The organism is Azospirillum sp. TSO5 (assembly GCF_003116065.1).
GTDB lineage: Bacteria > Pseudomonadota > Alphaproteobacteria > Azospirillales > Azospirillaceae > Azospirillum.
This window is the reverse complement of record NZ_LGQY01000158.1, coordinates 1-26,165: the sequence shown is the minus strand read 5'-3', so window position 1 is coordinate 26,165 and position 26,165 is coordinate 1. Positions and strand designations below refer to the sequence as shown.

Annotated in this window: 25 protein-coding genes and 1 riboswitch; of the genes, 14 read left to right on the top strand and 11 right to left on the bottom strand. The window is 71.7% G+C overall.

Features of this window, described 5'->3' with window-relative positions:
* A partial coding sequence (locus TSO5_RS30720; protein WP_146203874.1) for an ATP-binding cassette domain-containing protein occupies window positions 1-160 on the bottom strand: 160 nt, incomplete at its 3' end.
* Between the two features lie 344 nt (window positions 161-504).
* Window positions 505-729, top strand: a riboswitch (cobalamin riboswitch).
* A gap of 44 nt (window positions 730-773) precedes the next feature.
* On the opposite strand from TSO5_RS30720, the gene TSO5_RS30715 reads away from it, so the two are divergent.
* The 8 genes from TSO5_RS30715 (at window position 774) to cobJ (ending at window position 9,896) form a co-directional block, all read left to right on the top strand.
* Complete coding sequence (locus TSO5_RS30715; RefSeq protein ID WP_109155161.1) at window positions 774-962, top strand: CbtB domain-containing protein; 189 nt, start codon at window positions 774-776, stop codon at window positions 960-962.
* Window positions 963-972: 10 nt separating this feature from the next.
* Window positions 973-1,740: a CbtA family protein gene (locus TSO5_RS30710; RefSeq protein ID WP_109155157.1), complete on the top strand. Its 768-nt coding sequence runs from the start codon at window positions 973-975 to the stop codon at window positions 1,738-1,740.
* A 12-nt stretch (window positions 1,741-1,752) separates the two neighbouring features.
* Window positions 1,753-2,814 (top strand): cobalamin biosynthesis protein CobW, encoded by a 1,062-nt coding sequence (gene cobW, locus TSO5_RS30705; protein ID WP_109155156.1) that lies wholly within the window; start codon window positions 1,753-1,755, stop codon window positions 2,812-2,814.
* Between the two features lie 229 nt (window positions 2,815-3,043).
* Window positions 3,044-6,436, top strand: coding sequence for a cobaltochelatase subunit CobN (gene cobN, locus TSO5_RS30700; RefSeq protein WP_109155155.1), 3,393 nt, complete (start codon window positions 3,044-3,046; stop codon window positions 6,434-6,436).
* A complete protein-coding gene (gene cobG / locus TSO5_RS30695) occupies window positions 6,433-7,770 on the top strand; it encodes a precorrin-3B synthase (protein ID WP_109155154.1) in 1,338 nt (445 codons plus the stop codon). Before cobN ends, cobG begins: the two co-directional genes overlap by 4 nt.
* Window positions 7,763-8,401 carry a precorrin-8X methylmutase gene (locus tag TSO5_RS30690; RefSeq protein WP_109155153.1) on the top strand — a complete coding sequence of 213 codons (639 nt, stop codon included), beginning with the start codon at window positions 7,763-7,765 and terminating at the stop codon, window positions 8,399-8,401. Before cobG ends, TSO5_RS30690 begins: the two co-directional genes overlap by 8 nt.
* Window positions 8,398-9,141 carry a precorrin-2 C(20)-methyltransferase gene (locus TSO5_RS30685; RefSeq protein ID WP_109155152.1) on the top strand — a complete coding sequence of 248 codons (744 nt, stop codon included), beginning with the start codon at window positions 8,398-8,400 and terminating at the stop codon, window positions 9,139-9,141. Before TSO5_RS30690 ends, TSO5_RS30685 begins: the two co-directional genes overlap by 4 nt.
* Window positions 9,138-9,896: a precorrin-3B C(17)-methyltransferase gene (cobJ, locus tag TSO5_RS30680; protein ID WP_109155151.1), complete on the top strand. Its 759-nt coding sequence runs from the start codon at window positions 9,138-9,140 to the stop codon at window positions 9,894-9,896. Before TSO5_RS30685 ends, cobJ begins: the two co-directional genes overlap by 4 nt.
* A 176-nt stretch (window positions 9,897-10,072) precedes the next feature.
* Here cobJ and TSO5_RS30675 read toward each other — a convergent pair whose 3' ends face one another.
* Window positions 10,073-10,870 (bottom strand): cobalt-precorrin-6A reductase, encoded by a 798-nt coding sequence (locus TSO5_RS30675; protein ID WP_247871052.1) that lies wholly within the window; start codon window positions 10,868-10,870, stop codon window positions 10,073-10,075.
* Here TSO5_RS30675 and cbiE point away from each other — a divergent pair.
* From cbiE to cobM, 3 genes are read left to right on the top strand one after another with little or no spacing between them, the layout of a single operon-like run.
* Complete coding sequence (gene cbiE, locus TSO5_RS30670; protein ID WP_109155150.1) at window positions 10,869-12,107, top strand: precorrin-6y C5,15-methyltransferase (decarboxylating) subunit CbiE; 1,239 nt, start codon at window positions 10,869-10,871, stop codon at window positions 12,105-12,107. The genes TSO5_RS30675 and cbiE overlap by 2 nt on opposite strands.
* Entirely contained in the window at window positions 12,095-12,538 is a 444-nt protein-coding gene (locus TSO5_RS30665; protein ID WP_109155149.1) for a cobalamin biosynthesis protein, read from the top strand. Before cbiE ends, TSO5_RS30665 begins: the two co-directional genes overlap by 13 nt.
* Window positions 12,535-13,308, top strand: coding sequence for a precorrin-4 C(11)-methyltransferase (cobM, locus tag TSO5_RS30660; RefSeq protein WP_109155148.1), 774 nt, complete (start codon window positions 12,535-12,537; stop codon window positions 13,306-13,308). Before TSO5_RS30665 ends, cobM begins: the two co-directional genes overlap by 4 nt.
* On the opposite strand, the gene TSO5_RS30655 is transcribed toward cobM, so the two are convergent.
* Window positions 13,275-14,408 carry a cobalt-precorrin-5B (C(1))-methyltransferase gene (locus TSO5_RS30655; protein ID WP_109155159.1) on the bottom strand — a complete coding sequence of 378 codons (1,134 nt, stop codon included), beginning with the start codon at window positions 14,406-14,408 and terminating at the stop codon, window positions 13,275-13,277. The genes cobM and TSO5_RS30655 overlap by 34 nt on opposite strands.
* Window positions 14,409-14,481: 73 nt before the next feature.
* Here TSO5_RS30655 and cobA point away from each other — a divergent pair, with 73 nt between their 5' ends.
* The 3 genes from cobA to bluB are packed head-to-tail and all read left to right on the top strand — an operon-like array spanning window position 14,482 to window position 17,250.
* Window positions 14,482-15,282 (top strand): uroporphyrinogen-III C-methyltransferase, encoded by an 801-nt coding sequence (gene cobA / locus TSO5_RS30650; protein ID WP_109155147.1) that lies wholly within the window; start codon window positions 14,482-14,484, stop codon window positions 15,280-15,282.
* A complete protein-coding gene (locus TSO5_RS30645; protein WP_109155146.1) occupies window positions 15,275-16,588 on the top strand; it encodes a cobyrinate a,c-diamide synthase in 1,314 nt (437 codons plus the stop codon). The genes cobA and TSO5_RS30645 overlap by 8 nt, the downstream gene beginning before the upstream one ends.
* 2 nt (window positions 16,589-16,590) lie before the next feature.
* Window positions 16,591-17,250: a 5,6-dimethylbenzimidazole synthase gene (gene bluB / locus TSO5_RS30640; RefSeq protein WP_109155145.1), complete on the top strand. Its 660-nt coding sequence runs from the start codon at window positions 16,591-16,593 to the stop codon at window positions 17,248-17,250.
* On the opposite strand, the gene TSO5_RS30635 is transcribed toward bluB, so the two are convergent.
* The 8 genes from TSO5_RS30635 to TSO5_RS30600 form a co-directional block, all read right to left on the bottom strand.
* A complete protein-coding gene (locus TSO5_RS30635) occupies window positions 17,222-17,461 on the bottom strand; it encodes a hypothetical protein (protein ID WP_109155144.1) in 240 nt (79 codons plus the stop codon). The two genes, bluB and TSO5_RS30635, sit on opposite strands and share 29 nt — an antisense overlap.
* Window positions 17,461-19,638 carry a chemotaxis protein CheA gene (locus tag TSO5_RS30630; RefSeq protein ID WP_109155143.1) on the bottom strand — a complete coding sequence of 726 codons (2,178 nt, stop codon included), beginning with the start codon at window positions 19,636-19,638 and terminating at the stop codon, window positions 17,461-17,463. Before TSO5_RS30630 ends, TSO5_RS30635 begins: the two co-directional genes overlap by 1 nt.
* Entirely contained in the window at window positions 19,635-20,045 is a 411-nt protein-coding gene (locus tag TSO5_RS30625; RefSeq protein ID WP_109155142.1) for a response regulator, read from the bottom strand. The genes TSO5_RS30630 and TSO5_RS30625 overlap by 4 nt, the downstream gene beginning before the upstream one ends.
* Window positions 20,042-20,920 (bottom strand): protein-glutamate O-methyltransferase CheR, encoded by an 879-nt coding sequence (locus tag TSO5_RS30620; protein WP_109155141.1) that lies wholly within the window; start codon window positions 20,918-20,920, stop codon window positions 20,042-20,044. The genes TSO5_RS30625 and TSO5_RS30620 overlap by 4 nt, the downstream gene beginning before the upstream one ends.
* A 5-nt stretch (window positions 20,921-20,925) precedes the next feature.
* Complete coding sequence (locus TSO5_RS30615; protein ID WP_109155140.1) at window positions 20,926-21,549, bottom strand: HEAT repeat domain-containing protein; 624 nt, start codon at window positions 21,547-21,549, stop codon at window positions 20,926-20,928.
* A gap of 11 nt (window positions 21,550-21,560) precedes the next feature.
* Window positions 21,561-22,691, bottom strand: coding sequence for a chemotaxis-specific protein-glutamate methyltransferase CheB (gene cheB, locus TSO5_RS30610; protein WP_199231068.1), 1,131 nt, complete (start codon window positions 22,689-22,691; stop codon window positions 21,561-21,563).
* Window positions 22,692-22,710: 19 nt separating this feature from the next.
* Window positions 22,711-24,267, bottom strand: a complete 1,557-nt coding sequence (locus TSO5_RS30605) for a chemotaxis protein CheW (RefSeq protein ID WP_247871051.1) — start codon at window positions 24,265-24,267, stop codon at window positions 22,711-22,713.
* A 5-nt stretch (window positions 24,268-24,272) separates the two neighbouring features.
* On the bottom strand, window positions 24,273-26,165 hold a 1,893-nt coding region (locus tag TSO5_RS30600), incomplete at its 5' end, for a methyl-accepting chemotaxis protein (protein WP_247871050.1).

The following is a 26,165-nucleotide window of genomic DNA, read 5'->3' as shown; positions in this document are numbered from 1 at the left end:
TGAACACCGTGCTCTTGCCGGCGCCGTTCGGGCCGATCAGCGCGTGGATGGTGCCGCGGCGAACCTGCAGGTTCACCTCCTTCACCGCCACGAACCCCTTGAACTCCTTCGTCAGGTTGCGCGCTTCCAGGATGATGTCGTCGTTCGGTGCGGCGTTCATCGGTCGCGAATTCTCCTCCCATTCGTCCTTATGTCCGGGCTCCAAGCCCAGGGCTTATTTCCGACAACGCATGCCGGGGCCGCCATGCGGCGGGACGTTTCACCGATTGTTGTACGCACAAAGCGTGCCACGGCCGGGTTCGCTTCGGTCGGGCCGTCGGCCCCGTTGTTTCTCCGCCGGTTTTGCTGCAGCACCCTCCATCCACTGGCTCACCTTAGCACCGGAAAGTGTCGGATTTCCGGACACTCTGTCCACCAAACATGACAGCATCCAAAATGTCGGCATGCAAGACCGTCTGTGCAGCAGACGCCTTATTGTGGGCTTGCCAAACGCACGCGGCACTGCGATGGTGACCGTCCGACGGTGCCCTGCCCGTCCTGACGGGCGGCGGGGATAATAGGGAATGCGGTGCGGAGCTTCTTTGGAAGCGCCAATGCCGCGGCTGCCCCCGCAACTGTAAACGGCGAGCATCCCGTCCATCATGCCACTGGCCTTCAAAGGGCCGGGAAGGCGGACGGCGATGCGGCGACCCGCGAGCCAGGAAACCTGCCGACGGACGTACCAAACCTTTCCCAACCCCGCCGGGTGTGGCGGGAGAGCAAGGATGTCTTCGATGACCACCCGTTCGATTGATACCGCCGCCGGCTCCGCGACCCGCAGCGCCGCCCAGACCGCGGTCGCCGCCTTTGCCGCGATCCTGCTCGGCAGCTTCCTGCTGTACGGCGTCGGCTTCGCCCAGCCGCAGCAGATCCACGACGCGGCCCACGATGCCCGTCACTCCTTCGCGTTCCCCTGCCACTAAGCAGCGGGTCATGGATCTGATCCGGCGGCTGTTCACAGCCGCCCTGGTCGCGGGCGTGCTCTCCGGCACGGCCGCGTCCGTCGTTCAGCAAGCGACGACCGTCCCGCTGATCCTCGAAGCCGAAAAGTATGAGGTGGTCACCCCACCTCCCGCAACCTCGGCGGCGCCTGCCGGCGCGCCTGCGCCGACGCACCAGCACGGCCCCGTGCGCGAGATCGGCGAAGGCGTGCCGACCACGCTGGACGAGGCGATGCAGCGCATCGGCCTGACCATCGTCGCCAACCTGCTGACCGGCGTCGCCTATGCGCTGCTGCTGGGTGCCGCGATCCTGCTGGCCGGCCGGCCGGTCGATGCGCGGCGCGGGCTGGTGTGGGGCATGGGCGGCTTCGTCGCCGTCTCGCTGGCGCCCTCCTTCGGCTTGGCACCGGAACTGCCGGGCATGGCCGGGGCAGAGCTTGAACTGCGCCAGCTCTGGTGGCTGTCCGCCGCCGCCGGGGCCGGCGTCGGCATGGCCGCGCTCGCCTTCGCCCGCAACCGTCTGGTCATCGCCGCCGCCATCCTGGCTGCCGCCCTGCCCCATCTGATCGGCGCCCCCCATCCGGAAAGCGCCGAAGGTGCGGTTCCGCCGGAACTGGCCGCCCGCTTCGTCACCGCCTCTCTCGGCGGGGCCGCCCTGTTCTGGGCGATCCTAGGTGCCACCTGCGGCTGGCTGATGAGCGGTCTGGTCCGCGAGACCGAGTCCCGCCCGGCCCTGCGGATCCAACCCGGCGCGCGTTAAGGAAACAATCCCATGTCCGCACTTGCGAAAACGGCCGCCGGAAAAGTCCCGGCGACCGTCATCACCGGCTTCCTCGGCGCCGGCAAGACCACGCTGATCCGTGGCCTGCTGGAGAAGGCCGAGGGTCGCCGGCTGGCGCTGATCATCAACGAGTTCGGCGATGTCGGCATCGACGGCGACATCCTGCGCGCCTGCGGCAACCCGACCTGCACCGAAGACGACGTGATCGAGCTGGCGAACGGCTGCCTGTGCTGCACCGTCGCCGACGACTTCGTTCCGGCCATCGAGAAGTTGCTGGCCCGGCCGGAACCGCCCGAGCACATCGTGATCGAAACCAGCGGCCTCGCCCTGCCGAAGCCGCTGGTCCAGGCCTTCCACTGGCCAGCGATCAAGACGCGGGTCACGGTCGACGGCGTCATCGCCGTGGTCGACGCGGCCGCCGCGGCGGAGGGCCGTTTCGCTCCCGATCCCGCGGCGCTGGAGGCCCAGCGCGACGCCGCCGGCACCGTCGATCACGAGACACCGATCGAAGAGGTGTTCGAGGACCAACTGCTCTGCGCCGACCTGATCGTCGTCAACAAGACCGATCTGGTCGCCGCCGGCGACCTCGCGCGTGTCGAGGAACTGATCCGCGGCGCCCTCAACCACACGGTCGGCCGCGACGCCAAGCTGGTCCGCGCGTCGCAGGGCGCCGTCGATCCGCTGGTCCTGCTCGGCGTCGGTGCGGCGGTGGAGGACGACCTCGCCAACCGTCCCAGCCACCATGACGACGAAGAGGGTCACGACCACGACGACTTCACCAGCTTCGTGGTGGAACTGCCGTCGCAGCCCGACCCCGCCCGTCTGGCGATGACGCTGGAACAGGTCGCCGGCCTCCATGGTGTTTTGCGCCTGAAGGGCTTCATCGACGTGCCCGGCAAGCCGATGCGCCTGCTGGTCCAGGGCGTCGGCACCCGCATCCAGACCCACTATGACCGCCTGTGGAAGCCCGGCGAGGAGCGCCGCAGCCGTCTGGTGGTGATCGGCGAGACCGGGCTGGACCGCGATGCGGTGATTAGGGCGGTTGTTGGGTAAGGGTTAGGGTATCGCGGCGTTTGCCCCCTCCCTAACCCTCCCCCACCTACGGTGGGAGAGGGAACTCCCGCCGCTTAGCAAATCTTCCCCTCTCCCGCGAAGCTCTCGCACAAAGCTCCGCTTTGTGCTGACGCGACAGGCGGACCGAAGGTCCGCTGAGAGCGGGGGAGGGAGGGACCCGCGGCGTAGCCGTGGGAGGGAGGGGGCCAACGCCCCTGGATGTCAAACCATGCACCTGCTCGCCGCCCGCCAGGACGAACTGGACGCCGGCCCCCAGGCGGAAGATCTGGGGCAGACGCCGGCCGACCTCGTCATGCTGTCCTTTTCCGACAGCGACCTGACCGCGCTCGCCACCGCGTGGCGCTCGGCACGCGAGCGGCTGCCCAGCCTCCGCCTCGCCAACCTCAACCGGCTCGGCCATCCCCTGTCGGTCGATCTCTACGCCGACACCATCGTTGCCAAGGCGAAACTGGTGGTCCTGCGCCTGCTCGGCGGCAGCGGCTATTGGCGCTACGGCCTCGACCGCCTCGCCGCCCTCTGCCGCGAGCGCAACATCCCGCTGGCCGTTCTGCCCGGCGAGGCGCAGCCCGACCCGAACCTCACCGCCTACGGCACCGTACCGCCTGAATCCGCCGACCGCCTGTGGCGCTACTTCACCGAGGGCGGTCCGGCCAACATGGCCAATCTGCTGGCCTACGCCGCGACGCTGGCCGGCAAGCCCCTGCCCCATGACGACCCCGCCCCGGTCCCGCGCTTCGGCGCCTATGACGGCTGGACCGGCGCAGCCCCCGCCAACGCCCCCGTGGCCGCGGTGGTCTTCTACCGTTCCCACCTGCTGGCTGGCGACCTCGCCCCGGTCCATGCGCTGTGCGAGGCCTTGGCCGAGCGCGGCCTCAGCCCCCGCCCGCTGTTCGTCGCCAGCCTGAAAGAGCCGGACTGCGCCGCCTGGATGCGCGCCAGCCTGACCGCCCAGAACGCCGCCGTGGTCGTCAACACCACCGCCTTCTCCGCAGCGCGCGACGACGGCTCGCCCCTGGAGGCCAACGGTAACCCGGTCCTGCAAGCCATCCTCTCCACCACGCCGGAAGCCGGCTGGCAGGCCTCCACGCGCGGGCTGGGGCCGTCCGATCTTGCCATGAACGTCGTGCTGCCGGAGATGGACGGCCGCATCATCGCCCGCGCCATCGCCTTCAAGACGGCGGGGGATCCCGATCCCGACCTGCAATTCGCCGCTCCCGCCCTGCGCCCGATCCCTGACCGGGTGGCCTTCACCGCCGACCTCGCGGCAAGCTGGGTCCGCCTGTCCCGCACCCCGCGGGCGGAGCGCCGCTTGGCGCTGGTGCTGTCCGACTATCCCGGTCCTGGCGGCGGCATCGGCCATGCGGTGGGCCTCGACAGTCCGGCCAGCACCGTGGCGATGCTCCACCACCTGTCCGCCGAGGGCTATGGCCTGTCCGCGATTCCAGACAGCGGCGCGGAGTTGATGGCAACCCTCACCGCCACGCCCACCTCGACCCTGTCGCTGGCCGAGTACGAGCGCCTCGCCCCGCCGGAGTTGCGTGCCCGCATCGCCGAGACTTGGGGCGAACCCGCCGCCGATCCCGCCTGCCGCGACGGCGCCTTCGCCTTCCGCGTCCTGCCCTGCGGCAACGCCGTGGTGGCGGTGCAGCCCAGCCGCGGCCACGGTGCCCTGACCACCGCCCAGCACCACGATCCCGATACGCCCCCCAGCCACGGCTATTTCGCCTTCCATCTGTGGCTGCGCCGTGTCGTCGGCATCCATGCCCTGGTGCAGGTCGGCGCCCACGGCACGCTGGAATGGCTGCCGGGCAAGGCGGTGGCACTGTCGGTCGATTGCTGGCCGGAGATCGTCGGCGGCGCCCTGCCGACCCTCTATCCCTTCATCGTCAACAATCCCGGCGAGGGCGTGCAGGCTCGCCGCCGCCTGGGCGCCGTTCTGATCGGCCACCTGACCCCGCCGCCCGTCGAATCCGGCCTGTATGGCGACCTCGCCGCGCTGGAAACCGCTATCGATGAATATTCGCAGGCGACCGGGCTGGATCCGCGGCGGCTGGGCATGCTGCGCGAGACGATCCTCGACCTCGCCTGGAAATCCGGTGTCGCCGCCGACTGCAATCTGCGCCCCGACGACGATCCCGACGCCATCCTGTCGCGGCTCGATGCTCATCTCTGCGACATCAAGGAGCTGCAGATCCGCGACGGCCTGCATGTTTTCGGCCAAAGCCCGACCGGCGAGCGTCGCGACCGCCTGACCGCCGCCGTCGCCCGCACCGCCGAGCCGCTTGCCGTCGCCACCGCCATCGATGCCTGCGGCGAGGCCGAGATGCGGGCACTGCTCGACGGGCTGGACGGGCGTTTCGTCTGCCCCGGTCCCGGCGGCTCGCCGGCGCGCGGGCGGGCGGACACGCTGCCGACCGGCCGCAACCTCTATGCGCTCGACCCGCGCGGGGTGCCGACACCGACCGCCTGGACTCTCGGCTGGCAGGCGGCGGACGCGCTGATCACCCGCTATCTTCAGGACCATGGCGACTGGCCGCGCCGGCTGGTGGTGGATTGCTGGGGTACCCCGGCCATGCGCACCGGCGGCGACGAACTGGCCCAGGCGCTGGCCCTGCTGGGCGTCCGGCCGATCTGGGAGAACGGCTCCGGCCGCGTCACGGGGTACGAGATCATGCCGGCCGGCGTGCTCGGCCGGCCGCGGGTGGATGTGACGCTGCGCATTTCCGGCCTGTTCCGCGACGTCTTCCCGCAGCAGATCGCCCTGTTCGACCAGGCGGTGCGCGCCGTCGCCGGGCTGGATGAACCTGACGATACCAACCCGCTGGCCGCCACCGCACGGGCCGAGGAACAGCGCCTCGCAGCATCCGGCACCGCTGCGGAAGATGCCCGCCGCTGGGCCACCGCCCGCATCTTCGGCGCCGCGCCCGGAATCTACGGCACGGCGTTGTCCGGCATGATCGCGCGCGGCGACTGGACGGCACGGGCCGATTTCGGCGCCGCCTATCTGGAGGGCGGCTGCCACGCCTATGGCGCCGGGCTGGAGGGCGTGCCGCTGCCCGCCCTGTTCCGCCGCCGGGTCGGTGGCGCCGACGCGCTTGTCCACCACCAGGACCAACGCGAGCATGACGTGCTGTCCACCGACGGCTTCATGCAATTCGAGGGCGGTTTCGCCGCCGCCGCCGCGCTGGAGGACTCCGAACCGGCGCTCTATCATCTCGACAGCGCCGATCCGGAAAAGCTCGCCGTCCGCACGCTGGCGGAGGAGATCGCCCGCACCCTGCGCGGCCGGGCCGCCAACCCGCGCTGGATCCAGGGCATGATGCGTCATGGCTATCGCGGGGCGGCGGAGCTGGCGGCCGGCGTCGACACGCTGTTCGCCTTCGCCGCCACCACCGATGCCGTACGTCCTGCCCATTTCGACCAGCTGTATGACGCGTACGTCGAGGATGCGGAGGTATGGGACTTCCTGTCGCATGCCAATCCTGCCGCCGCCCGGCACATTCTGGCGCGCATGAGCGAGGCGCTGGACCGCGGCCTGTGGCATCCCCGCCGCAATTCCACCGCGGAGGATCTGCGGCGCCTCCGGGAGACCGCCGCATGACCAACCCTGTCGCCAACCAGCCCAGACGCCGCGGCACCTGCCCCGGCGTGCTGGCGCCGATGCGGGTCGGCGACGGGTTTCTGCTGCGCGTCCGCGTCCCCGCCGGCATGCTGCCCGCCGAGCATGCCCGCCGCATCGCGGATTTGGGTGATCGTTACGGCAACGGTCTGATCGACCTCAGCCAGCGCGGCAACCTGCAGCTCCGCGGCATCGCCGACGACGGACTGGAGCCGGTGACCGAGGCCCTGCGCGGGATGGGCTACGTCTCCAGCGATGCAGCGAGCGAGGCGGTGCGCAATGTGCTGTGCTCCCCCACTGCCGGGCTGGACCCTGCGGCGCTGATGGACGTACGGGCGGTGGTGCGTACGCTCGACGCACGGCTGGCGGAGGACACGGCTCTGCACGGCCTACCGCCGAAATTCGGCTGGCTGGTCTGTGGCGGCGGGATCGGCCATCTGGCGGACAGCAGCACGGACGTACGCTTCGACGCGGTGGACGCGGAACGGTTCCGGGTATCCTTGGGCGGCACGCTGGCGAAGGCCGCGCCGCTGGGGCTTTGCCAAGTGGAGGAAGTGGCGGACGTGGCGTTGGCGCTGGGCTGCGCCTTCCTGAACCTGCGCGCTTCGCTGCCGGAGCCGCCGCGCCGCATGGCGGGGTTGGTCGCGGCAATCGGCACTGAAGGGATAGGAAAGCGCCTCTCCGCCTCGATTTCTCCTCTCCCCCCCGGGGAGAGGATCAAGGTGAGGGGGACGCATCTCATGGATGTCTTCGGCTCTGCCGAACCCCCTCATCCTAACCTTCTCCCCGGGGGGGAGAAGGGATCCATTGCCGGGAAAGTCGTCGCCTTCCCCTTCGGCCGCCTCACCTGTGCCACCCTCGCGGCCCTCGCCTCCGCCTGCGCCGAAATCCGGATCACCCCCTGGCGCGCCCTGATCCTTGTCGCTCCCTCCCCGGACGCCGAAACCGTCGCCCACGGCTACGGCGCCATCCTCTCCCACGCCGACCGCCGGCTGAAGCTGACCGCCTGCAGCGGGGCGGGCGGCTGCGATGTCGGCACCACCGATACCTATGCGACGGCTCTTGCCATCGCCGAGCGCGCAGGCCCCTTGCTGGACCATGTCCGAATGGTGCATGTGTCGGGCTGCGCCAAGGGCTGCGCCCATCCCGCCATCGCCGATGTCACCCTGACCGCCCGCGACGGCGTGTATGACGTCGCCCTGAACGCCAAACCCGGTGACGAGTCCCGACATATGCAGGGGCACACCGGCCTGTCCCCCGCCGACGCCGTGGCCCGCGTCGCGGATCTGTTGACCGAGGAGTCCACCGGTGCCTGAGCCGCTCTACGACTACATCCGCGACGGAGCGGCCATCTACCGCCAGTCCTTCGCCACCATCCGGGCGGAGGCCGACCTGTCCGCCATCCCGGACGACCTGAAGCCGGTGGCGGTGCGAGTCATCCACGCCTGCGGCATGGTTGATGCGGCCCAGGATCTGCTGTTCTCCGCCGATGTCGGCGGCGCCGCCCGTGCCGCCCTGCGCTCCGGCGCGCCGATCCTCTGCGACAGCGAGATGGTCGCCCATGGCGTGACCCGCGCCCGCCTGCCGGCCGATAACGCGGTGGTCTGCACCCTGCGCGATCCCGCCGTGCCCGATCTGGCCAGAACCATCGGCAACACCCGCTCGGCCGCAGCGCTGGACCTGTGGGGCGACCGGCTGGGCGGATCGGTGGTCGCCATCGGCAACGCGCCGACCGCGCTGTTCTACCTGCTGGAACTGCTGGCGGCCGGCGCGCCCAAGCCGGCGGCGATCCTGGGCTTCCCGGTCGGCTTCGTCGGCGCGATGGAAAGCAAGGAGGCGTTGGCCGAGAACCCCTTCGGTGTCCCTTATCTGGCGATCCGCGGTCGGCGCGGCGGCAGCGCCATGGCCGCCGCCGCCGTCAACGCCTTGGCGAGCGACGTGGAATGAGCAGCGAGACCTCCCCCACCCCCGGCACTCTGTTCGGCGTCGGCGTCGGCCCCGGCGATCCGGAGTTGATGACGCTGAAGGCGGTGCGCACCATCGGCGCCTGCCCGGTCGTCGCCTATTTCTGCAAGCGTGGCACCCGTGGCCAAGCCCGCCGCATCGCCGATCAGGCCATCAAGCCCGACCAGATCGAGCTGCCGATGGTCTATCCGGTGACGGTGGAACTGCCGCCGACCCATCCGGACTATGGCCGCCAGATCGAGGCCTTCTTCGACGAGTCAGCCGAGCGCATCGCGGAGCATCTTGCCGCCGGCCGCTCCGTCGCCGCGCTGAACGAGGGGGATCCGTTCTTCTACGGCTCCTTCATGCATCTGTTCCTGCGGCTGTCCGGCCGTTTCGCGACGGAGGTGATCCCCGGCGTCACCAGTATGGTCTGCAGCGCTTCGCTGCTGCCGCGCCCGCTGATGCTGCGCGACGACGTGCTGTCGGTGATCCCCGGCACGCTGGACGAGGAGTCGCTGGTCCGCGCCCTGACCGCCGCCGATGCCTGCGTGGTGATGAAGCTGGGCCAGAACCTGCCCAAGGTCCGCCGCGCCATCGCCGCCGCCGGGCTGGCCGAGCGGGCGTGGTACGTGGAGCGCGCCAGCATGGACGAACAGCGCTTCATGCCCTTCCTGGAGGCGCCGGACACCGCCCCCTACTTCTCCCAGATCGTCATTCCTGGCGAGGGCAAGCGCGGATGAGCGGCTGGCTTAAAGTGGTGGGATTGGGGCCGGGCCCCGAAGATTGGCTGACGCCGGAGGCGCGGCGCGATCTGGCCGAGGCGACCGACCTCGTCGGCTATTTCCCCTATGTCGAGCGTGTGCCGCCGGGAAATCAGGTGCGCCACGCCTCCGACAACCGGGTGGAGCTGGATCGCGCCCGCTTCGCGCTGGATCTGGCGGCGCAGGGCCGGCGGGTGGCGGTGGTGTCGGGCGGCGATCCCGGCATCTTCGCCATGGCCGCCGCGATCTTCGAGGCGCTGGACGATCCGGCCGCCCCAGAGGCGTGGCATGCGGTGCATCTCTCGGTCGATCCCGGCGTTTCGGCCATGCAGGCGGCAGCCGCGCGGGCCGGGGCGCCGCTGGGGCATGATTTCTGCGCCATTTCGTTGTCCGACAATCTGAAGCCGTGGGAGGTGGTGCTGAAGCGCCTGCGTCTGGCGGCGGAGGCGGATTTCGTCATCGCGCTTTACAACCCGATCTCCCGCGCCCGACCCTGGCAGCTGGGCGCCGCCTTCGACGCCCTGCGCGACATCCGCGCGCCTGAGACGCCCATCGTGCTGGGCCGCGCCGTCGGCCGCCATGATGAGGAATTGACGGTGACCACGCTTGGCGAGGTGCGGGCGGAGCAGGCGGATATGCGCACGCTGGTCATCATCGGCGCCTCGCACACGCGGTTCGTGGCACGGGCGGATGGCGGGCGCTGGGTTTACACACCCCGGCATTATCGGGGGTGAGGATGGGTGTGACGGCAGTGCGGGCCGCGTTGCCCCCTCCCCATCCCTCCCCCGCTTCGCGGGAGAGGGGGCAGGACGCTTGGCGGCGTGGATTCAATCGCGAAGCAGCGGCAGTCCCCTCTCCCGCAAAGCGGGGGAGGGTTAGGGAGGGGGCAAAGGTCGAGGGGGCAAAAACCTCAGCCCACCCCCTCCAGCCACCTCACCGCAGCATCCACGTCGTGCAGCTCCGCCACGCCGTTGCCGGCCGGCCGCTCCACCATCACCACCGGCAGGCCCAGCGCGCGCGCGGCCTCCAGCTTCGCGTCGGTGGCCCGGCCGCCGCTGTTCTTGCTCACCACCACCTCAATCCGCTCCCCGCGCATCAGCGCCAGTTCGCCTTCCACGGTGAACGGCCCACGGTCGAGGATCAGACTCATGCGCGGCAGGGCCGGCATCGGCTCCGGCGGATCGACGGCACGGATCAGGTAGCGCTTGTCCGGCATCGCTTCGAAGGCTGCGACCTCCTGCCGGCCGATGGTCAGGAACACGCTATCGCCCAGATCGCGCAGCGCCAGCACCGCGGCCGCCATATCCGGCACGCCGATCCAGCAGTCGCCCGGCCCGGCCACCCAGGCCGGCCGGGTCAGCACACGCAGAGGCACACCGACCCGCGTGCAGGCCGCGGCGGCATTGGCGGAGATCTGGTCCGCGAAGGGATGCGTCGCGTCGATCACCGCCTCGATGCCCTCGGCGTGCAGGTAATTGGCCAAGCCCTCCACCCCGCCGAAGCCGCCGATGCGGGTCGGCAGCGGCGGCAGCACCGGGTTCTTCGTCCGGCCGGCCAGCGACACGCGGGCGTCGATGCGCGGATGGCCGGCCAGCCGCTTGGCCAAGGCCGTCGCCTCCGTCGTGCCGCCCAGGATCAGTGCTTTGACCATCAGCGCCTTGACCATCTCCCCCTCCCCACCCGTCAGGATCGGCGCCATGGATAGCATGGGAACGGCCCGCTGGCTCAGCATCGTCGGCATCGGTGAGGATGGCTGGGACGGTTTGTCGCCCGCCGCCCGCGCGGCGGTGGAAAGCGCGGCCATCCTCTATGGCGGCAACCGCCACCTCGATCTCGTGCCGGTCGTTGCCGGACAGGAACGGCTGCCCTGGCCGTCGCCGATGACCGATGCCTTCCCCGGCCTGCTCGCCCGGCGCGGCCAGCGGGTCTGTGTGCTGGCGAGCGGCGATCCCTCCTGGTACGGGGTGGGCGCCACGCTGTCGCGGCTCATTCCGGCTGCGGAAACGACGGTGATTCCGGCTGCCTCCGCCTTCAGCCTCGCCGCCTCCCGGCTGGGCTGGGCCTTGCAGGACTGCCGCTGCCTGACCGTTCACGGCCGGCCGCTTGAGCAGGTCGTTCCGCATCTGCAACCGAACACCAAGCTGCTGCTTCTTTCCTGGGACGGAACGACTCCGGCGAAGCTCGCCGCCCTGCTGCGCGCCCGTGGTTTCGGCGCCTCGCGCCTGACCGTGCTGGAGGCGATGGGCGGCCCGCGCGAGGCCCGGCTGGAGGCCACCGCCGATGCCTGGAGCGCAGAGCGGGTCGCCAACCTCAACACCATCGCGCTGGACTGCGTCGCCACCCCCGGCGCCCGTGTTCTGCCGCTGACCCCCGGCCTGCCCGACGACTGGTTCGAGCATGACGGCCAGATCACCAAGCGCGAGGTGCGCGCCGTCACCCTGTCCTTCCTGGCGCCGCGCCGGGGCGAACTGCTGTGGGATGTCGGTGCCGGATCGAGCTCCGTCGGCATCGAATGGATGCTGCGCGACCCCGCCAACCGCACCATCGCCGTCGAACACCACCCGGAGCGCATCGCCCGCGTCCTCGCCAACGCCGCCAACCTCGGCGTTCCGGGCCTGCAACTGGCGCGGGGCAAGGCCCCGGCGGCGCTGGACGGGCTGGAGCGGCCGGACGCCATCTTCATCGGCGGCGGGCTGACCGCAGACGGCGTGCTGGCGGCCTGCTGGGACGCCCTGCCTCCCGGCGGGCGGATCGCCGCCAATGCGGTGACGCTGGAGAGCGAGGCGGTGCTGATCGACGCGCACAAGCGGCTGGGCGGCGAGCTGACCCAGATCGCGGTGGCGCGCGCCTCGGCGGTCGGCGGCTTCCGTGGCTGGCGCGCCGCCATGCCGGTCACGCTGTGGCGGGCGGAAAAGCCGTATGCGGAGGGCACATGGACCGCCTGACGTCGGAGTCCCTGCTGTTCGGCCCGGTCTTCGTCGGGATGGGCTGCCGCCGCGGCTGCGGCTGGGAGGAGATTACTAACTTGGTCGCCGCCGCCTTCGACGAAGCGGCCCTGCCCGATGCCGCGCGCCAGCTGGCGGCCTTGGCCGCCCCGGCGATGAAGGCCGACGAGGCCGGATTGGCGGAGGCCGCCCGCGCGCTCGGCCTGCCGCTGCGCTTCATCGATGAGGATGCGATGCTGGCCGCGCAGGACCGCGTCCACACCCGCTCCGCCACCGTGCTGGCCGCCGTCGGGCTGGCCTCGGTCGCGGAGGCCGCGGCGCTGGCCGCCGCCGGGCCGGGTTCGCGCCTGCTGCTGCCGCGCCGGTCCACCCCCCGCGCCACCGTGGCGCTCGCTTTGCCTGCCGTCGCCCTATTGGAGACCCGTTCATGACCGTCCATTTCATCGGTGCCGGACCGGGCGCTCCCGACCTGCTGACCCTGCGCGGCCGTGACCTGATCGCACGCTGCCCGGTCTGCCTCTATGCCGGCTCGCTGGTCCCGAAGGAGATCATCGCCCACGCGCCCGCCGATGCGCGGATCATCGACACCGCCCCGCTGACGCTGGAGGAGATCGTCGCCGAGTTCCAGGCCGCCCACGCCGCCGGCCATGACGTGGCCCGGCTGCATTCCGGCGACCTGTCGGTCTACAGCGCGCTGGGCGAGCAGACCCGCGCGCTGCGGGAGTTGGACATCCCCTACACCATCACCCCCGGCGTGCCGGCCTTCGCCGCCGCGTCGGCCGCGCTGGGGCGGGAGCTGACCCTGCCGGAGGTCAGCCAGACGCTGATCCTGACCCGCACCGAGGGGCGCGCCTCGGCCATGCCGGCCAATGAAACGCTGGAGGTGCTGGGAGCGTCGGGCGCCACGCTGGCGATCCACCTGTCGATCCACGTCATCGACCGGGTGGTGGAGCGGCTGACCCCGCTCTACGGTGCCGACTGCCCGGCGGCGGTGGTCTACCGCGCGACATGGCCAGACGAGCGGGTTCTGCGCGGTACGCTGGCCGACATCGCGGCGCAGGTCGCGGCCTCACCGATGGAGCGCACCGCGCTGATCCTGGTCGGCCCGGCGCTGGGCCATGAGGAGTTCCGCTGCAGCGCCCTCTATGACGGCAGCCATGTGCGACGTTATCGGGGGCTGGGGCAGGAGTCGGGAGAGTGAGCCTCTCCCACGATGCGCCCCTGGCGGTCGGTGACCAGCACCTCGACGGCGACCGGCGCATCCTCCAGCACATCCTGCGCGGCGCGGCGGGCCAGCTCGGCCACATGATCGGCCAGCCGCAGGCCGGCGGCATCGGCAATGCCCAGCACCTGCGCCGCCGTGTTGGCACCGCGCGCCTGCGTGATCAGGTCCGGCCCGGCACCGAGGTCCGCCAGCCGTTCCGCCAGCCAGTCGAAATCGACACTGTTGCGCTTGCTGTGCAGATCCATCAAGCCGCGGGCCAGCTTGCCGAACTTGGCGAAGCCGCCGCACAGGGTCAGGCGCGGGACGGGGTGTCGGCGCAGGTACTTCAGAGTGCCGCCGACGAAATCGCCCATGTCGATCAGCGCCTGTTCGCACAGGCCATAGCGCGCGACCACCGCCTTTTCCGACAGATCGCCGGTGCAGGCCGCGACATGGGTCAGCCCGGCGGCACGCGCCACGTCGACGCCGCGCTGGATCGACGCGATCCAGGCCGCGCACGAATAGGGCACGACGATCCCAGTCGTCCCCAGGATCGACAGCCCGCCGAGAATGCCGAGCCGCCCGTTCATGGTGCGCTTGGCGAGCTTCTCCCCATTATCCACCCCGACTTCGACCACCACGTCAGCCGGCTGGCCGGCGTCGGCCGCCGCCTCCCCCACCGCCTGCGCGATCATGCGGCGCGGCACTGGGTTGATCGCCGGCTCGCCGACCGGCAGCGGCAGGCCGGGCAGGGTCACGGTGCCGACGCCGGCGCCGGCGCGGAACGTCACGCCGCTGCCGGGCGCCCCGCGCCACACCCGCGCCCGCACCAGCGCGCCATGGGTCACGTCGGGATCGTCGCCGGCATCCTTGACCACGCCGGCCATGGTCCAGGGTCCGCCCGGGGAGCCGTCCGCCCCCTCCCCCCGCTCCGTCACCGCCAGGGCGAAGGCCGGAGTCTGGCCGCCGGGCAGGGTCACGGTCACCGGATCGGGGAACTCCCCGCCGAACAGAGCCTCTGCCGCGGCCCGCGCCGCGGCGGTGGCGCAGGTTCCCGTCGTCCAGCCCCGGCGCAAGGGTGTAGCATGCTCCGGCATGCCGTCTTCGCCCTTGGGTCCGCCCTCGGCCCCGCCATCCGTCTTTCCGCTTTCCAGCCCCGAGTCCGCGTTCATGTCGTTTGAGTCGTCCATTCCCGAAAGCGTCCTGGTCCCCTTTGTCCCCGGCAGCGTCTGGCTGGCCGGGTCCGGCCCCGGCGACCCCGGCCTGCTCACCCTGCTGGCCCTGCAAGGTCTAAGGCAAGCCGACGTCATCGTCCATGATGCGCTGGTCGGCGAACGGATCATGGCGCTCGCCAGCCCGTCGGCAAGGCTGGAGTTCGCCGGAAAGCGCGGCGGCCGCCCCTCCGCCCATCAGGACGACATCACCAACCGCCTGATCGAACTGGCCAAGGAGGGGCACCGCGTCTTGCGCCTGAAGGGCGGCGATCCCTTCGTCTTCGGCCGCGGCGGCGAGGAGGCGCAGGCATTGGCGGCGGAGGGCATCCCCTTCCGCATCGTGCCGGGCATCACCTCCGGCATTGCCGGCCCGGCCTATGCCGGCATCCCGGCGACCCACCGCGACACCAACCAAGCCGTGATCCTGGCGACCGGCCATTCGCTGGGCGGCGGGCCGGATTGGCGGGCGCTGGCCGCCACCAAGGCGCCGCTGATCCTCTATATGGGTTGGAAGGCGCTGCCGACCATCGCGGCGGAGTTGATGGCCGGCGGCCTGTCCGCCGACACCCCCGTCGGCGTGGTGACGGAGGCGACGACCGTCAACCAGAAAAGCCTCGTCACATCCCTCGGCAGCTGCGTCGCCGATCTGGCGGCCAGCGATCTGGAGCCACCGGCCATCATCGTGATCGGCGAGGTGGTGCGGCTGCGCCCGGCGCTGGAATGGCTTCCCACCCAAACGGCGCTGCAAAATGGCTAATGGCCTGATCATCGCCGCCCCGGCGTCGGGCACCGGCAAGACGACGCTGACGCTGGGTCTGCTGGCGGCGCTGCGCGCCCGCGGCGTCGCGGTTGGGGCGGTGAAGTCGGGGCCGGACTATATCGACCCGGCCTTCCACCGCGCCGCCACCGGCCGGCCGAGCGTGAACCTCGACACCTGGGCGATGGGACCTGACCTGCTGGACGGGCTGGCCGCCCGTGCCGCCGAGGGCGCCGATCTGCTGGTCTGCGAAGCGCTGATGGGCCTGTTCGATGGCGTCGCCGGGGTCGGCGCCACCGGCACCGGATCGACGGGGGAGGTCGCGGCACGCACCGGCTGGCCGGTCCTGCTGGTGGTCAACGCCAAGGGCCAGTCGCAGTCGGCCGCAGCCCTGGTCAAGGGCTTCGCCACCTACCGGGACGACGTGACCATCGGCGGCGTCGTGCTGAACAATGTCGGCAGCCCCCGCCACACTGCGCTGGCCGGCAACGCCATCGAGGCGCTGGGCATCCCCCTGCTGGGCGCCCTGCCCCGTGCCCCGGACCTCAGCCTGCCCGAGCGTCATCTCGGCCTCGTCCAGGCCGACGAGACGGAGGGGCTGGCCGACCGGCTGGCCGCACTCGGCCGCTTCGTCGCCGAGCATGTCGATCTCGACCGCGTCGTCGCGCTGGCCAAGCCGTCACGGGCCGGGCGCGGAAGCGATGCCCCCGCCCTGCCGCCGTTGGGCCAGCGGATCGCCATCGCGCGGGACGCCGCCTTCACCTTCGTCTATCCGCACCTGACCGCCGGCTGGCAGGCTTCGGGCGCGGAGCTGCGCTTTTTCTCCCCCCTGGCGGACGAGGCGCCGCCGGAGGATGCGGACGCCGTCTATCTGCCCGGCGGCTATCCGGAGTTGCATGCCGGCCGCCTCGCCGCCAACCACATCTTCCGCGACGGCCTGCGTGCGGCGGCGGAGCGGGTGCCGGTCTTTGGCGAATGCGGCGGCTACATGGTGATGGGGGAGACGCTGGAGGATGCCGACGGCGTCACCCACCCGATGACCGGGCTGCTGGGGGTGCGCACCTCCTTCGCCAAGCGGCGGCTGCATCTGGGCTATCGCCGGGCGTCCCTGCTGGCCGACGGACCGTTGGGTGCGGCAGGAACTCCGCTGATGGGGCACGAGTTCCACTATGCCTCGACGCTGTCGCGCGGTGACGACGCACCGCTGCTGCATGCGGCGGCGGCGGATGGCGGCGACCTTGGGCCACTGGGCAGCCGGCGCGGACTGGCGCTGGGGTCTTTCGTCCACCTGATCGCGCGGGGGTGACGATGGAGGAGGAGGATTTCACCCCGGCGGAGCGCGACGCGCTGTACAAGGCGATCTTCTCCCGCCGCGACGTGCGCGGGCAGTTCCGGCCCGACCCGGTGCCGGACGACGTGCTGAACCGTGTCCTGCTGGCCGCCCATCACGCGCCGTCGGTCGGCTTCATGCAGCCGTGGAACTTCATCGTCATCACCGATCCGACCGTGAAGTCGCGCATCCACGCCGACTTCGCCCGCGCCACTGAAGAAGCGGCTGCGATGTTCGAGGGCGAACGCCGCAGCCTCTACAGCCGCCTGAAGCTGGAGGGCATCCGCGAGGCGCCGGTGAATTTGTGCATCACCTGCGACCGCGAGCGCTCCGGCCCGGTGGTGCTGGGCCGCACCCACATGCCGGCGATGGACCTCTACAGCTGCGTCTGCGCCGTGCAGAATTTGTGGCTGGCCGCAAGGGCGGAAGGGCTGGGGGTCGGCTGGGTCAGCATCCTGCACGAGGAGGCGTTGAAGAATGCGCTCGGCATCCCGGAACGGATCGTGCCGATCGCCTATCTCTGCCTCGGCCACGTCACCCATTTCGAGTCGACGCCGGAACTGGAAACCAAAGGCTGGCGCAAGCGCCTGCCGCTGGAGGATCTGGTGTTCAGGGACCGGTGGGAGGGAGAGGGATGACGCGCGCCAGAAACGCATCCTCCGGCCCGGCGGCCACCATCGGCTTGGCCGCCATCAGCAACTGCAGCAGCGCCGTGTGCAGCTCCGTGCAGGCGGACAGGTCCACCCGCGGCGCGGCGGTCGCCTCCAGCCATTCGGCGAGCGGCAGGGCGTCCTCCACCGTGCAGGCTGCCTCGAAACGGGCAAGGTCGGCGTCATAGCGGATCGGCATCACAACAGCTCCCGCAAATCGAGCACCAGGATCAGCCGGCCGTCGCCCAGCACCGCCGTGCCGGCATAGCCGCGCAAGCCCCGCAAAACCCCGGTCATCGGGCGCAGCACCACGTCGGCCCGCTCGCCGACATCGTCCACCGCCACCGCGACCGGCCCGTCGCCCAGTTCGGCCAGCACCACGCAAACCGTCTCGCGCACCTGTTCGTCGTCGGGCTGGGCCAACAGGCGGCGCAGGCGGACCAGCGGCACCACCCGGTCGCGCAGCACGACGCTTTCCGCCCGCTTCACCGAGCGGATCTCGGCCCGCGGCACCCGCTGGACGCCGCCGACCAGCGCCACCGGGATGCCGTAGAGCGATCCCGCCGCCTCCACCACCACGACGCGGGTGATGCTGAGCGTCAAGGGCAGCGCCAGCCGCACCCGCGTGCCGCTGCCGGGGGTGGACGCGATCTCCACCCGGCCGCCGGCCCGTTCCACCGCCGCCCGCACCGCATCCATGCCAACCCCGCGGCCGGACAGGTCGGACACGCTGCCGGCGGTGCTGAAACCGGGGGCGAAGACCAGCCGCACCGCGTCGGCGTCGCTCAGCGCCGCGGCGGCGTTCGGCTCAAGCAGTCCCTTGGCGACGGCGGCGCGGCGCATCGCCGCCGGGTCGATGCCGGCGCCGTCGTCCGACACCTCCACCACCACGCCGCCCTTGTCCTGAAAGGCGCGGACCCGCAACGTGCCGGCCGGCGGCTTGGCCGTAGCGGCCCGACGCTCCGGCGTCTCGATGCCGTGATCCAGCGCGTTGCGCACCAGATGCAGCAGCGGCTCGCTCAGCATGTCGAGGATGTCCTTGTCGGCCTCCGTCTCCGCGCCTTCCAGCACCAGCTCGACCGTCTTGTCCAGCCGGCGGGCGGTGTCGCGCACCAGCCGGGGCAGCGGATCGAACACGCGCGCCAGCGGCAGCAGCCGGAGCCGCAGCGCCGCATGGCGCAGGTCGCCGACCAGACCGTCCAGCCGGGCGGAAAAGCTCTTCAGGTCGCGGGCCATCTCGCCGTCGCCGGCGCGGCGGACCAGCGGCCCCAGTTGTCCCTTCACCACCGACAGCTCGCCGACCAGCGCCATCAGCGCGTCCATCCGTTCCGGCTCCACCCGCAGGGCGCGGCGGGTGACGGGAGCGGTGGCGGGCTGCGGCTCGGTCACTGCGGGCTTTTCCGCAGGTCCATCGACCAGAAACCGGCGCAGCGTGCGAGCGTCGGCACAGGCGGCCTCCACGGCGGCACGCTCCGTCGGCTGCCCCAGCGCCGTCAGGATCGCGGCGACCGACCGCGCCACCGCGGCGCGGCGGGAGTCTCGTTCGGCGGCGTTGCCGGGAAGGTCGAGGATGCGCGCCTGCTCCTCCAGCATCGCCGCCGCCAGTGAATCCGGCGGCGCAGCGGCAAGAGCTACAGCAGCGGGTGCCAGCATAACGCTGCCGATCCGCACCTGATCGGGCACGCTGCGGAAGGCCGGCGTCACCGCCTCCACCCCGGCGCCGCTCAGGGCGCGGAAGCGCAGGATGCAGCGGTAGGGGTCCATCTGGGCCAAGGGCGGCAGCGGCTCCGCCGGCTCGATCCGCAGCAGCCGGAGGTCGGGCACCCGACGGAACAGCGCCAGTGGGTCGTCGCCGGTGAAGAAGCACTCCGGATCGGGCCTGTAGTCGATGGCGGTCAGCGCGCCCTCGCCCACGGCAGCGCGCTCCTCCGCCGTCAGCGCCGCCGCCCAGGGGAAAGCGTCCGCCTCACCGCTGCCTGCCGCAGCACCGGCCGTCGTCTCTCCCCCCGCCAGTCCGCGAGCCAGCGTCTCCGCCGCCTTCGCAGCGTCGGCGGGCAGCGTGCCGGTTTCCTCCAAAGCCGCCACCCAGCGGGCGCACTGGTCGAGCGCGCGGAACAGCAAGTCGGCGAGATCGGGCGTCATGGCGCGGCGGCCGTCGCGCAGCAGTGACAGCGTGTCTTCCCCGGCATGGACCAGCAGGGTGAAGGGTGCCATGTCGAACAGCGCGCTCGACCCCTTCAGCGTGTGGAAGGCGCGGAACAGCTCGTCCACCGACGCGCGGTCGGCCGGGTCGCGCTCCAGCGCCAGCAGGGCGGCGCCGGCGGTTTCCAGCAACTCCTGCGCCTCGACGACGAACTGATCGAACAGATCGCTCATGGCGCATCCTCCCTGTCGGGAGGCCGCCCGGTCAGCAGCCGGGCCGCCTCCACCAGCACCTCCGGCCGTGGCGGCTTGACGATGTACCAGTTGGCGCCGGCCAGCAGGGCCTGCTCGCGGTCGCTGTCCTTCGATTCGGTGCTGATCATGATGGCGGGCACGTCGCGCAGGCTCGGATCGCGGCGCAGGACGCGCAGCATGGTGTAGCCGTCCATCTTGCGCATGTTGACGTCGACGATCACCAGATCCGGCGGCGCGGCCATCGCCCGCTCCAGCCCTTCGATGCCGTTCACCGCCTCGTCAACCACGAAGCCGTCGGCCTCCAGCACGCGGCGGCTGAAGGCGCGCACGGTCACGGCGTCGTCCACCACCAGAACACGCGGCCCGCAAGTGTTGGTTCCGCTCATGCCGCACCCCCGTCCGCCGGCTTCTGGTAGAGGATGGCGTCGGGGAAGCGGCGCGGGATGAACAGCGAGGACATGCGGCTCATGCTTTCCGAATGGCCGAGGCAGACGAAGCCGCCCGGCGCAAGGGCATCGTGGAACATGCTCGCCGCCTCCCGTCGGCCCAGATCGTCGAAGTAGATCAGCAGGTTGCGGCAAAAGATCACGTCGATCCCGCGAAAGGCCCGCACCTGCTGCGGGTCGGCGATGTTGACCAGAGAGAAATCGACGGATTCCCGCAGATCCTCGACGATCTGCCAGCGTGGCCCGCCGGCATCCGCCGCGCCCCGCACGGGCTGGAAATACTTGGCGCGCAGATGGGCCGGCAGCCCCTGCAGCGCGCGCTCGTCATAGATGCCCTCGCGCGCGCGTTCCAGAACCGCGCTGTCGATGTCGGACGCCAGCAGCTCGATCTCGTAATCGTCCACCCGGCCCCAGTTTTCCAGCAGCATGATGGCGATGGAATAGGGCTCCTCCCCGGTGGCGCAGCCGGCCGACCAGATGCGCAGCCGCGACCCCTTCGGCCGTCCGCGCACCAGCTCGTCCAGGACGGAGTTCACCAGACAGTCGAGCTGGTACTTCTCGCGGAAGAAATAGGTCTCGTTCACCGTCATCAGGTTGACGAGCCGCTGAAGCTCCTCCCCCGATGCCTGGAAGCGCAGCAAATTCATATAGGCGCGCAGCCCCGTCGCGCCGACCGCCTGCATGCGGGCGGCGACGCGGCGGTCGACGAAATAGCGCTTGGCCTCGGTGAAGGACAGGCCGGTGCGGTCCCGCAGGAATCCGCAGAGCGTCGCATAATCCTCCTGGGACAGGCCTTCCGGCTCAGCGTCGGTCACTCCGTTCACCGTCCCTGGAAGCTGGACCGGGCGGCGTCGACGGCGAAGGCGACGAAGGCGTCGTCGGGGAAGCGGCGGGCCAGCGTCTCCAGGCTGGACAGCGCTTCGGGACTTCCGGCCTCGGCCAGCGCCTCCACCGCGGCGAGGCAGACATTCACGTCGGCGTCGCGCTCCATCACCCTTGTCAGCCAGTCGGCGCGGCCGGAATGGGCGAGGCTGCCCAACCCCTGCACCGCGAAGATGCGCAGGTCGGCGTCGGCATGGTCGAGCAGCGGCAGCAGCGCCGGGGCGGCGACCTCCGCCGGCATCTGCTGCAGGCTTTCCAGCGCCGCGTTGCGCAATGCCGCATCCTCGCGGTCGAGGAAGGGCACCAGCGCCGCCGCCGCCTCCGGCGTGGCGATGCGGGCGAGCGCGGTCAGGATGGCCTCGCGCACGCCGGCATCCCCCTCTGCCTGAAGCCGGCGGGCGAGTGCCGCCTCCGCGCCCGGCAGCGCCGCATGGCCCAGCGCATGCGCGGCATCGCGACGGACGGCGGCGTCGGCATCCTCAAGCGAGGTCAACGGGTCTGGCCGGGCAACTGTCGCGGCCGGTGCCGGTTCCGGAGCGGCCTTCTTCTTCACCAGTCCCATGGCGTCACTCCTCAATCGATCCCGGCGCGCCGGCCGGCGGGCATCAGCCAGCGGGTGAGCTGGCCGGCGATCCGGCCCGACGGCAGCACGACGCCGGCGCCGCCGCGCCGGATCAGGTCCTGCGGCATGCCGAAGACAACGGCGCTGTCCTCCGACTCCGCGATGGTGCGACCGCCGCGGGCGTGGAGTTCGGCCATCGCCGCCGCCCCGTCATTGCCCATGCCGGTCAGCAGAACCCCCACCAGCCGGTCGGCGGGCAGCAGCCGCAGGGCGCTGGACACCAGCCGGTCGGCATTGGGATGCCAGGGCCGGTCGGGCGAGGGCGGCACGCAGACCGCCTGCAGCCGTCCGCCGCGCCGCGCCAATTCGACGTCGGCACTGCCGCGGGCGATGCAGACCATGCCCGGCGCCAGCACCGTCGCCCGCTCCACCTCCACCACCCTCAGCGCGCACAGCTCGTCCAGCCGGCGCGCCAGCGTCGCGGTGAAGGCGGCCGGCATATGCTGTGCCACCACCACCGGCCAGGGGAAGCCGGCCGGCAGCAGGGGCAGGATGTCCTCCAGCGTGCTGGGTCCGCCGGTGGACACGCCGACCAGCACCACCCCCTCGCCCTCGCCGACCGCCGCTGCCGCCGTGACCGCAGGCGACGCCACCGTGGGCGGCACCGCAGGCGTCAGCCCCTCCGGTGCGACGAAATCCTCCCCGGCGATGCGGGCGCGGGCCAACCGCAGCCGTTCGCGCAGTCCGCGGACGCGGCGCGGGCGGGAGGACGCGGCGGCGCGCACCGTCTCCACCAGCTCCTCGCCGATGCGGCCGATGGAGCCGGCGGCCGGCTTCTGCACCGCCTCCACCGCGCCCAGCCGAAGCGCCTCCAGCGTCTCCTCCGCCCCCGCGCCGGTGAGGGCGGAGACCATGACGACCGGCTTGGGATGCTCCACCATGATGCGGGCAAGGCAGGTCAGCCCGTCCATGCCGGGCATGGTGACGTCGAGCGTCACCACGTCCGGATCGACGACCGGCAGGCGCGCCAGGGCCTCCTCCCCCGTCGCGGCGGTCTCCACCCGGAATCCGGCCTCGCTCAGCAGATCCGCGATGCGCCGGCGCATCAACGCGGAATCGTCCACCACCAGCACCGTCAGCACGCCGTCCCCCATCGCGTCTTCACTGTGGGGTAACGAGCAGGTCGGCCAGCCGGTCCATGTCGAGCAGGCTGTCCGCATCCATCAGCAGGATCAGGCGGGTGCCGCCAGCCACATCCCTGGCCGCATCCAGCGTGGCGACCCGGCGGATCAGCCGGCGCTGCGCCGCCGACACCGCCGGTGCCGGACCGATCCGCTCCGCCGGGACCGTCAGCAGACCGGACAGCCCATCGACCAGCAGCCCGACCAGCAGCCCGTCGCGCCCGACCACCACCACCCGCCCGCGCTCAAGCCCGGCGGAGAGACTGGCCGCAGCGGCCGGCAGGTTTAGCAGCCGGCGCTGGTCGATCAGCGGCAGAACCTCGCCGCGCAGGGTCAGCACGCCGGCGACGAAGTCGGGCGCGTTGGGCAACGGCGTGATGCTGTCGGGCCGGCGCAGCACCTCGCGCACGGCGGAGACCGGCAAGCCGTATTCCGCCCCGGCGAGGCGGAAGACGACGAAGCGTTCCATGTTTCCGCTTCCTTCCGCAGGCTGCGCCGGTTCCATCCCGTTTCCCTCTCCGCCCGCTTCCGCGCCGATTGCCGCGCCATGGCGGAACAGCCGCTCCGCCGACAGCACCGACACCAGTCGCCGCCCGCCATCCGCGCGGGCGATGCCGTCCAGATCCTCGAACTCGGGCTCGCGGGCCAGCAGCGGCGGTACCGGGTCGATCAGCGCGGGATCGAGCCGCAGGATCTCGCGCACCTCGTCCACCAGCACGCCGACCGGCGCTTCCCCGGCCCCCGACCGCACGACGACGACGCGGCGCCCGGCCCCCTGTCCGCCGGCGTCCTCCAGCCCGAACAGGGCGCGCAACCCCACCAGCGGCAGCAGCCGGTCGCGCACCGCCATCACGCCCAGCAGATGCGCCTTGGCCCGCGCCATGCGGGCGACCTCGCGCGGAGCCGGCAGAACCTCGCGCACCCGATCCACCGGCAGGGCGAATTCCTGCCCGGCGACCTCGAAGACCAGCAGAGCCTGACGGTCGGGTCCGGCAGCCGCTTTCCCGGTCCCGGCCTCGCCCGCCGCCGCACGTCCGAACCCACCGCTTCCCCGGTCGGTCCTCTCCGCCTCCGTCCGGTCGCCGAACTGGCGGTCGATCAGCGCGTCCAGCTTCAGGATGGTGACCGGGCCGTCGCGCACCACGCCGTCCAGCATGGCGGGGTCGAGCCCGCCCTCCTCCTGCGTCACCGGATCGATGCGGTCGGGATCGCTGCGCAGGATGCCGGCCATTGCGTCCACCCGCAGACCCACCGGCTGGCCGCGATGCCCGACCAGCACCACGCGCGTCTCCCGCGTGGCCACGGCACCGTCCCCCCGACCCAGTGCCTTGGCGAGATCGAGCACCGGCACCGCTTCGCCATGCCATTGCGCCAGCCCGTCGAGGCTGGGCGGACCCAGCGGAATGCGCACCAGTTCCGGCAGCCGGATCACCGCGCGGACCGCCACCAGCGGCAGGGCGAGGCGCAGGTCGCCGACCGCCACCGTGACGAAGGCGAGAGCGCCGTCCGCCACGCCCAGGGCCACGTCCTGAGCCACGGCGGTCAAACCGCGCCCAGCAGGCTGTCGGCCATCGCCGCGATCTCCTCGATCGCCGACGCCAGCTCCTCGGCCCCCTTCGCCTGTTCGCGCGCGGCCTTGGCCGCTTCGGAGCCGGCGAGGTTCGCGGCGGCGGCGGCGGCGGCCACCTGTTCCACGCCGACGCGGGTTTCGCGCAGGGCGGCGGTGGTCTCGTTGGCGGCGTCCAGGATCTCGCGGCCGCCGGCGGTGACCACCCGCAGCTCCTGCGTGCCGGCGGTCAGGGTGACGCCGAAGGCGCGGTGGCGCGCGATCTCCGTCACCGCCGTCGTAGAGACCTCATCCACGTCGCGGCGCACCCGCAGCATCTGGTCCTGGATGTCGCGGACGATGTCCTTCACCCGCTCAGCACTCTCCGCGCTGTCGCCGGCCAGCTTGCGGATGTCGCCGCTGACCACGGTGAAGCCGCGGCCGAACTCCCCCGCCCGCGCCGCTTCGATGGAGCCGCTGACCGCCAACATGCCGGTCTGGATGGCGACGGTGGCGATGGCGTCCACCACCTTGTCGATGCGCCGGCCGATCCGCTCCAGCGCGTCCAGCCGCTCACCGGCCCGGCGGGAGGAGTCGACCGCCTCCAGCATGCCGTCGGCCAGCTTCCCGATGGTGTCGCGGGTTTCGCCCAGCAGCCCTTCCATCGAGGTGCAGCGATCGACCGACTCGCCCGACCGGCCCGCGGCCAGCGTCGCGGCGGCGTCGATTTCCGCGATCGCCGAGGCCAGCTGGTGGGTGGCGGCGCTCTGCGCCTGCGCCCCGCCGGAGATCTGGCCGATGGCGGTCATGATCTGGGCGGCGCCGCGGTTGATCTCCTCGATGGCTGCCGACAGCTCCTCGGCGGCCGACGCCAGTTCGTCGGCGGTGGCGGCGAGGTCGGCTGTTCCCTCCAGATCCTCGGCCAACTCGGACAGCTGACCGGCGGCGCGCTGGCTCTGGGTCAGGGCAAGGGCCTGCTCGCCTGCGGTCCTCAGCGCCTCCTCCGCGGCGGCGGACTGCTCCTCGGCGCTGGCGGCGATGGTCTCCGCCCCGCGCAGGGCCTCGCGCGCCGCCTGATCTGCCTCCACGGCGGCGCGGATCGTCTCCTGCGCGCCCTGGACGATGGTCGACATGTCCGACCGCACGCCTTCCAGCTGCTGGACGATCATGCGCCCGCGCTCCACCTCCGCCTTGGCGGCGTCGGCCGAGGCGACGATGCCGGCGGCGATGGAGGCCACCGCCTCCTGGATTTCCGCGACCATCCCCTGGATATCGTTGGCGCTGCGCTCCGACCGTTCGGCCAGCGCCTGCACCTCGTCGGCGACGACGGCGAAGCCCTTGCCGGCCTCTCCCGCCCGCGCCGCCTCGATGGCGGCGTTCAGCGCCAGCAGGTTGGTCTGGTCGGCGATGGCGGCGACGCTCTGGACGATGGTGCCGATCTCCTGCGCCCGGGATTCCAGGTCGCGGACCAGCCGCACCGAGGCCTCCTGCCGTTCGGCGGCACGGACGATGCCGTCGATGGAAGACAGGATCTGGCCGCTGACGTCCTTCAGCGTCGCCTGCAGCGCCTCGACCCGCAGCACCGCCTGCTCCGCCGTGCTGCGCGACCGGGTCAGAAGCTCCGACGCGCGGCCGATCATGCGCTGGGACTGCTGGGTGGCGCTGGCCGATTCCTCCGCCCCGGCGGCGATCTGCTCCATCGCCCGGCGCAGTTCCTCGGCCGCCGAGGCCGCCTGGGTCACGCCGCTCGCCAGTTCGGTGGCGGCGGCGGCGATGCCGCTGGCGGCTTGCCGGCGGCGCGAATCGGCCCGCGCCCGGCGGCGCTGCGGCGCGCCCGGCGTGGCGGCCGCCGCCGCGGTTTCGGTCGTGGCGGTCACGGATCCGGCGGC

Bases quoted from the DNA above. Each gene is read 5' to 3' on its own strand.
- cbiE (WP_109155150.1), top strand. From the start codon at position 10,869: ATGGGAACGGCCCGCTGGCTCAGCATCGTCGGCATCGGTGAGGATGGC.
- TSO5_RS30710 (WP_109155157.1), top strand. From the start codon at position 973: ATGGATCTGATCCGGCGGCTGTTCACAGCCGCCCTGGTCGCGGGCGTG.
- TSO5_RS30665 (WP_109155149.1), top strand. From the start codon at position 12,095: ATGGACCGCCTGACGTCGGAGTCCCTGCTGTTCGGCCCGGTCTTCGTC.
- cobJ (WP_109155151.1), top strand. From the start codon at position 9,138: ATGAGCGGCTGGCTTAAAGTGGTGGGATTGGGGCCGGGCCCCGAAGAT.
- cobW (WP_109155156.1), top strand. From the start codon at position 1,753: ATGTCCGCACTTGCGAAAACGGCCGCCGGAAAAGTCCCGGCGACCGTC.
- cobM (WP_109155148.1), top strand. From the start codon at position 12,535: ATGACCGTCCATTTCATCGGTGCCGGACCGGGCGCTCCCGACCTGCTG.
- cobA (WP_109155147.1), top strand. From the start codon at position 14,482: ATGTCGTTTGAGTCGTCCATTCCCGAAAGCGTCCTGGTCCCCTTTGTC.
- TSO5_RS30675 (WP_247871052.1), bottom strand. From the start codon at position 10,870: ATGCTATCCATGGCGCCGATCCTGACGGGTGGGGAGGGGGAGATGGTC.
- bluB (WP_109155145.1), top strand. From the start codon at position 16,591: ATGGAGGAGGAGGATTTCACCCCGGCGGAGCGCGACGCGCTGTACAAG.
- TSO5_RS30655 (WP_109155159.1), bottom strand. From the start codon at position 14,408: ATGCCGGAGCATGCTACACCCTTGCGCCGGGGCTGGACGACGGGAACC.
- TSO5_RS30645 (WP_109155146.1), top strand. From the start codon at position 15,275: ATGGCTAATGGCCTGATCATCGCCGCCCCGGCGTCGGGCACCGGCAAG.
- cobG (WP_109155154.1), top strand. From the start codon at position 6,433: ATGACCAACCCTGTCGCCAACCAGCCCAGACGCCGCGGCACCTGCCCC.
- TSO5_RS30685 (WP_109155152.1), top strand. From the start codon at position 8,398: ATGAGCAGCGAGACCTCCCCCACCCCCGGCACTCTGTTCGGCGTCGGC.
- TSO5_RS30635 (WP_109155144.1), bottom strand. From the start codon at position 17,461: ATGCCGATCCGCTATGACGCCGACCTTGCCCGTTTCGAGGCAGCCTGC.
- TSO5_RS30615 (WP_109155140.1), bottom strand. From the start codon at position 21,549: ATGGGACTGGTGAAGAAGAAGGCCGCTCCGGAACCGGCACCGGCCGCG.
- cobN (WP_109155155.1), top strand. From the start codon at position 3,044: ATGCACCTGCTCGCCGCCCGCCAGGACGAACTGGACGCCGGCCCCCAG.
- TSO5_RS30715 (WP_109155161.1), top strand. From the start codon at position 774: ATGACCACCCGTTCGATTGATACCGCCGCCGGCTCCGCGACCCGCAGC.
- TSO5_RS30625 (WP_109155142.1), bottom strand. From the start codon at position 20,045: ATGAGCGGAACCAACACTTGCGGGCCGCGTGTTCTGGTGGTGGACGAC.
- TSO5_RS30630 (WP_109155143.1), bottom strand. From the start codon at position 19,638: ATGAGCGATCTGTTCGATCAGTTCGTCGTCGAGGCGCAGGAGTTGCTG.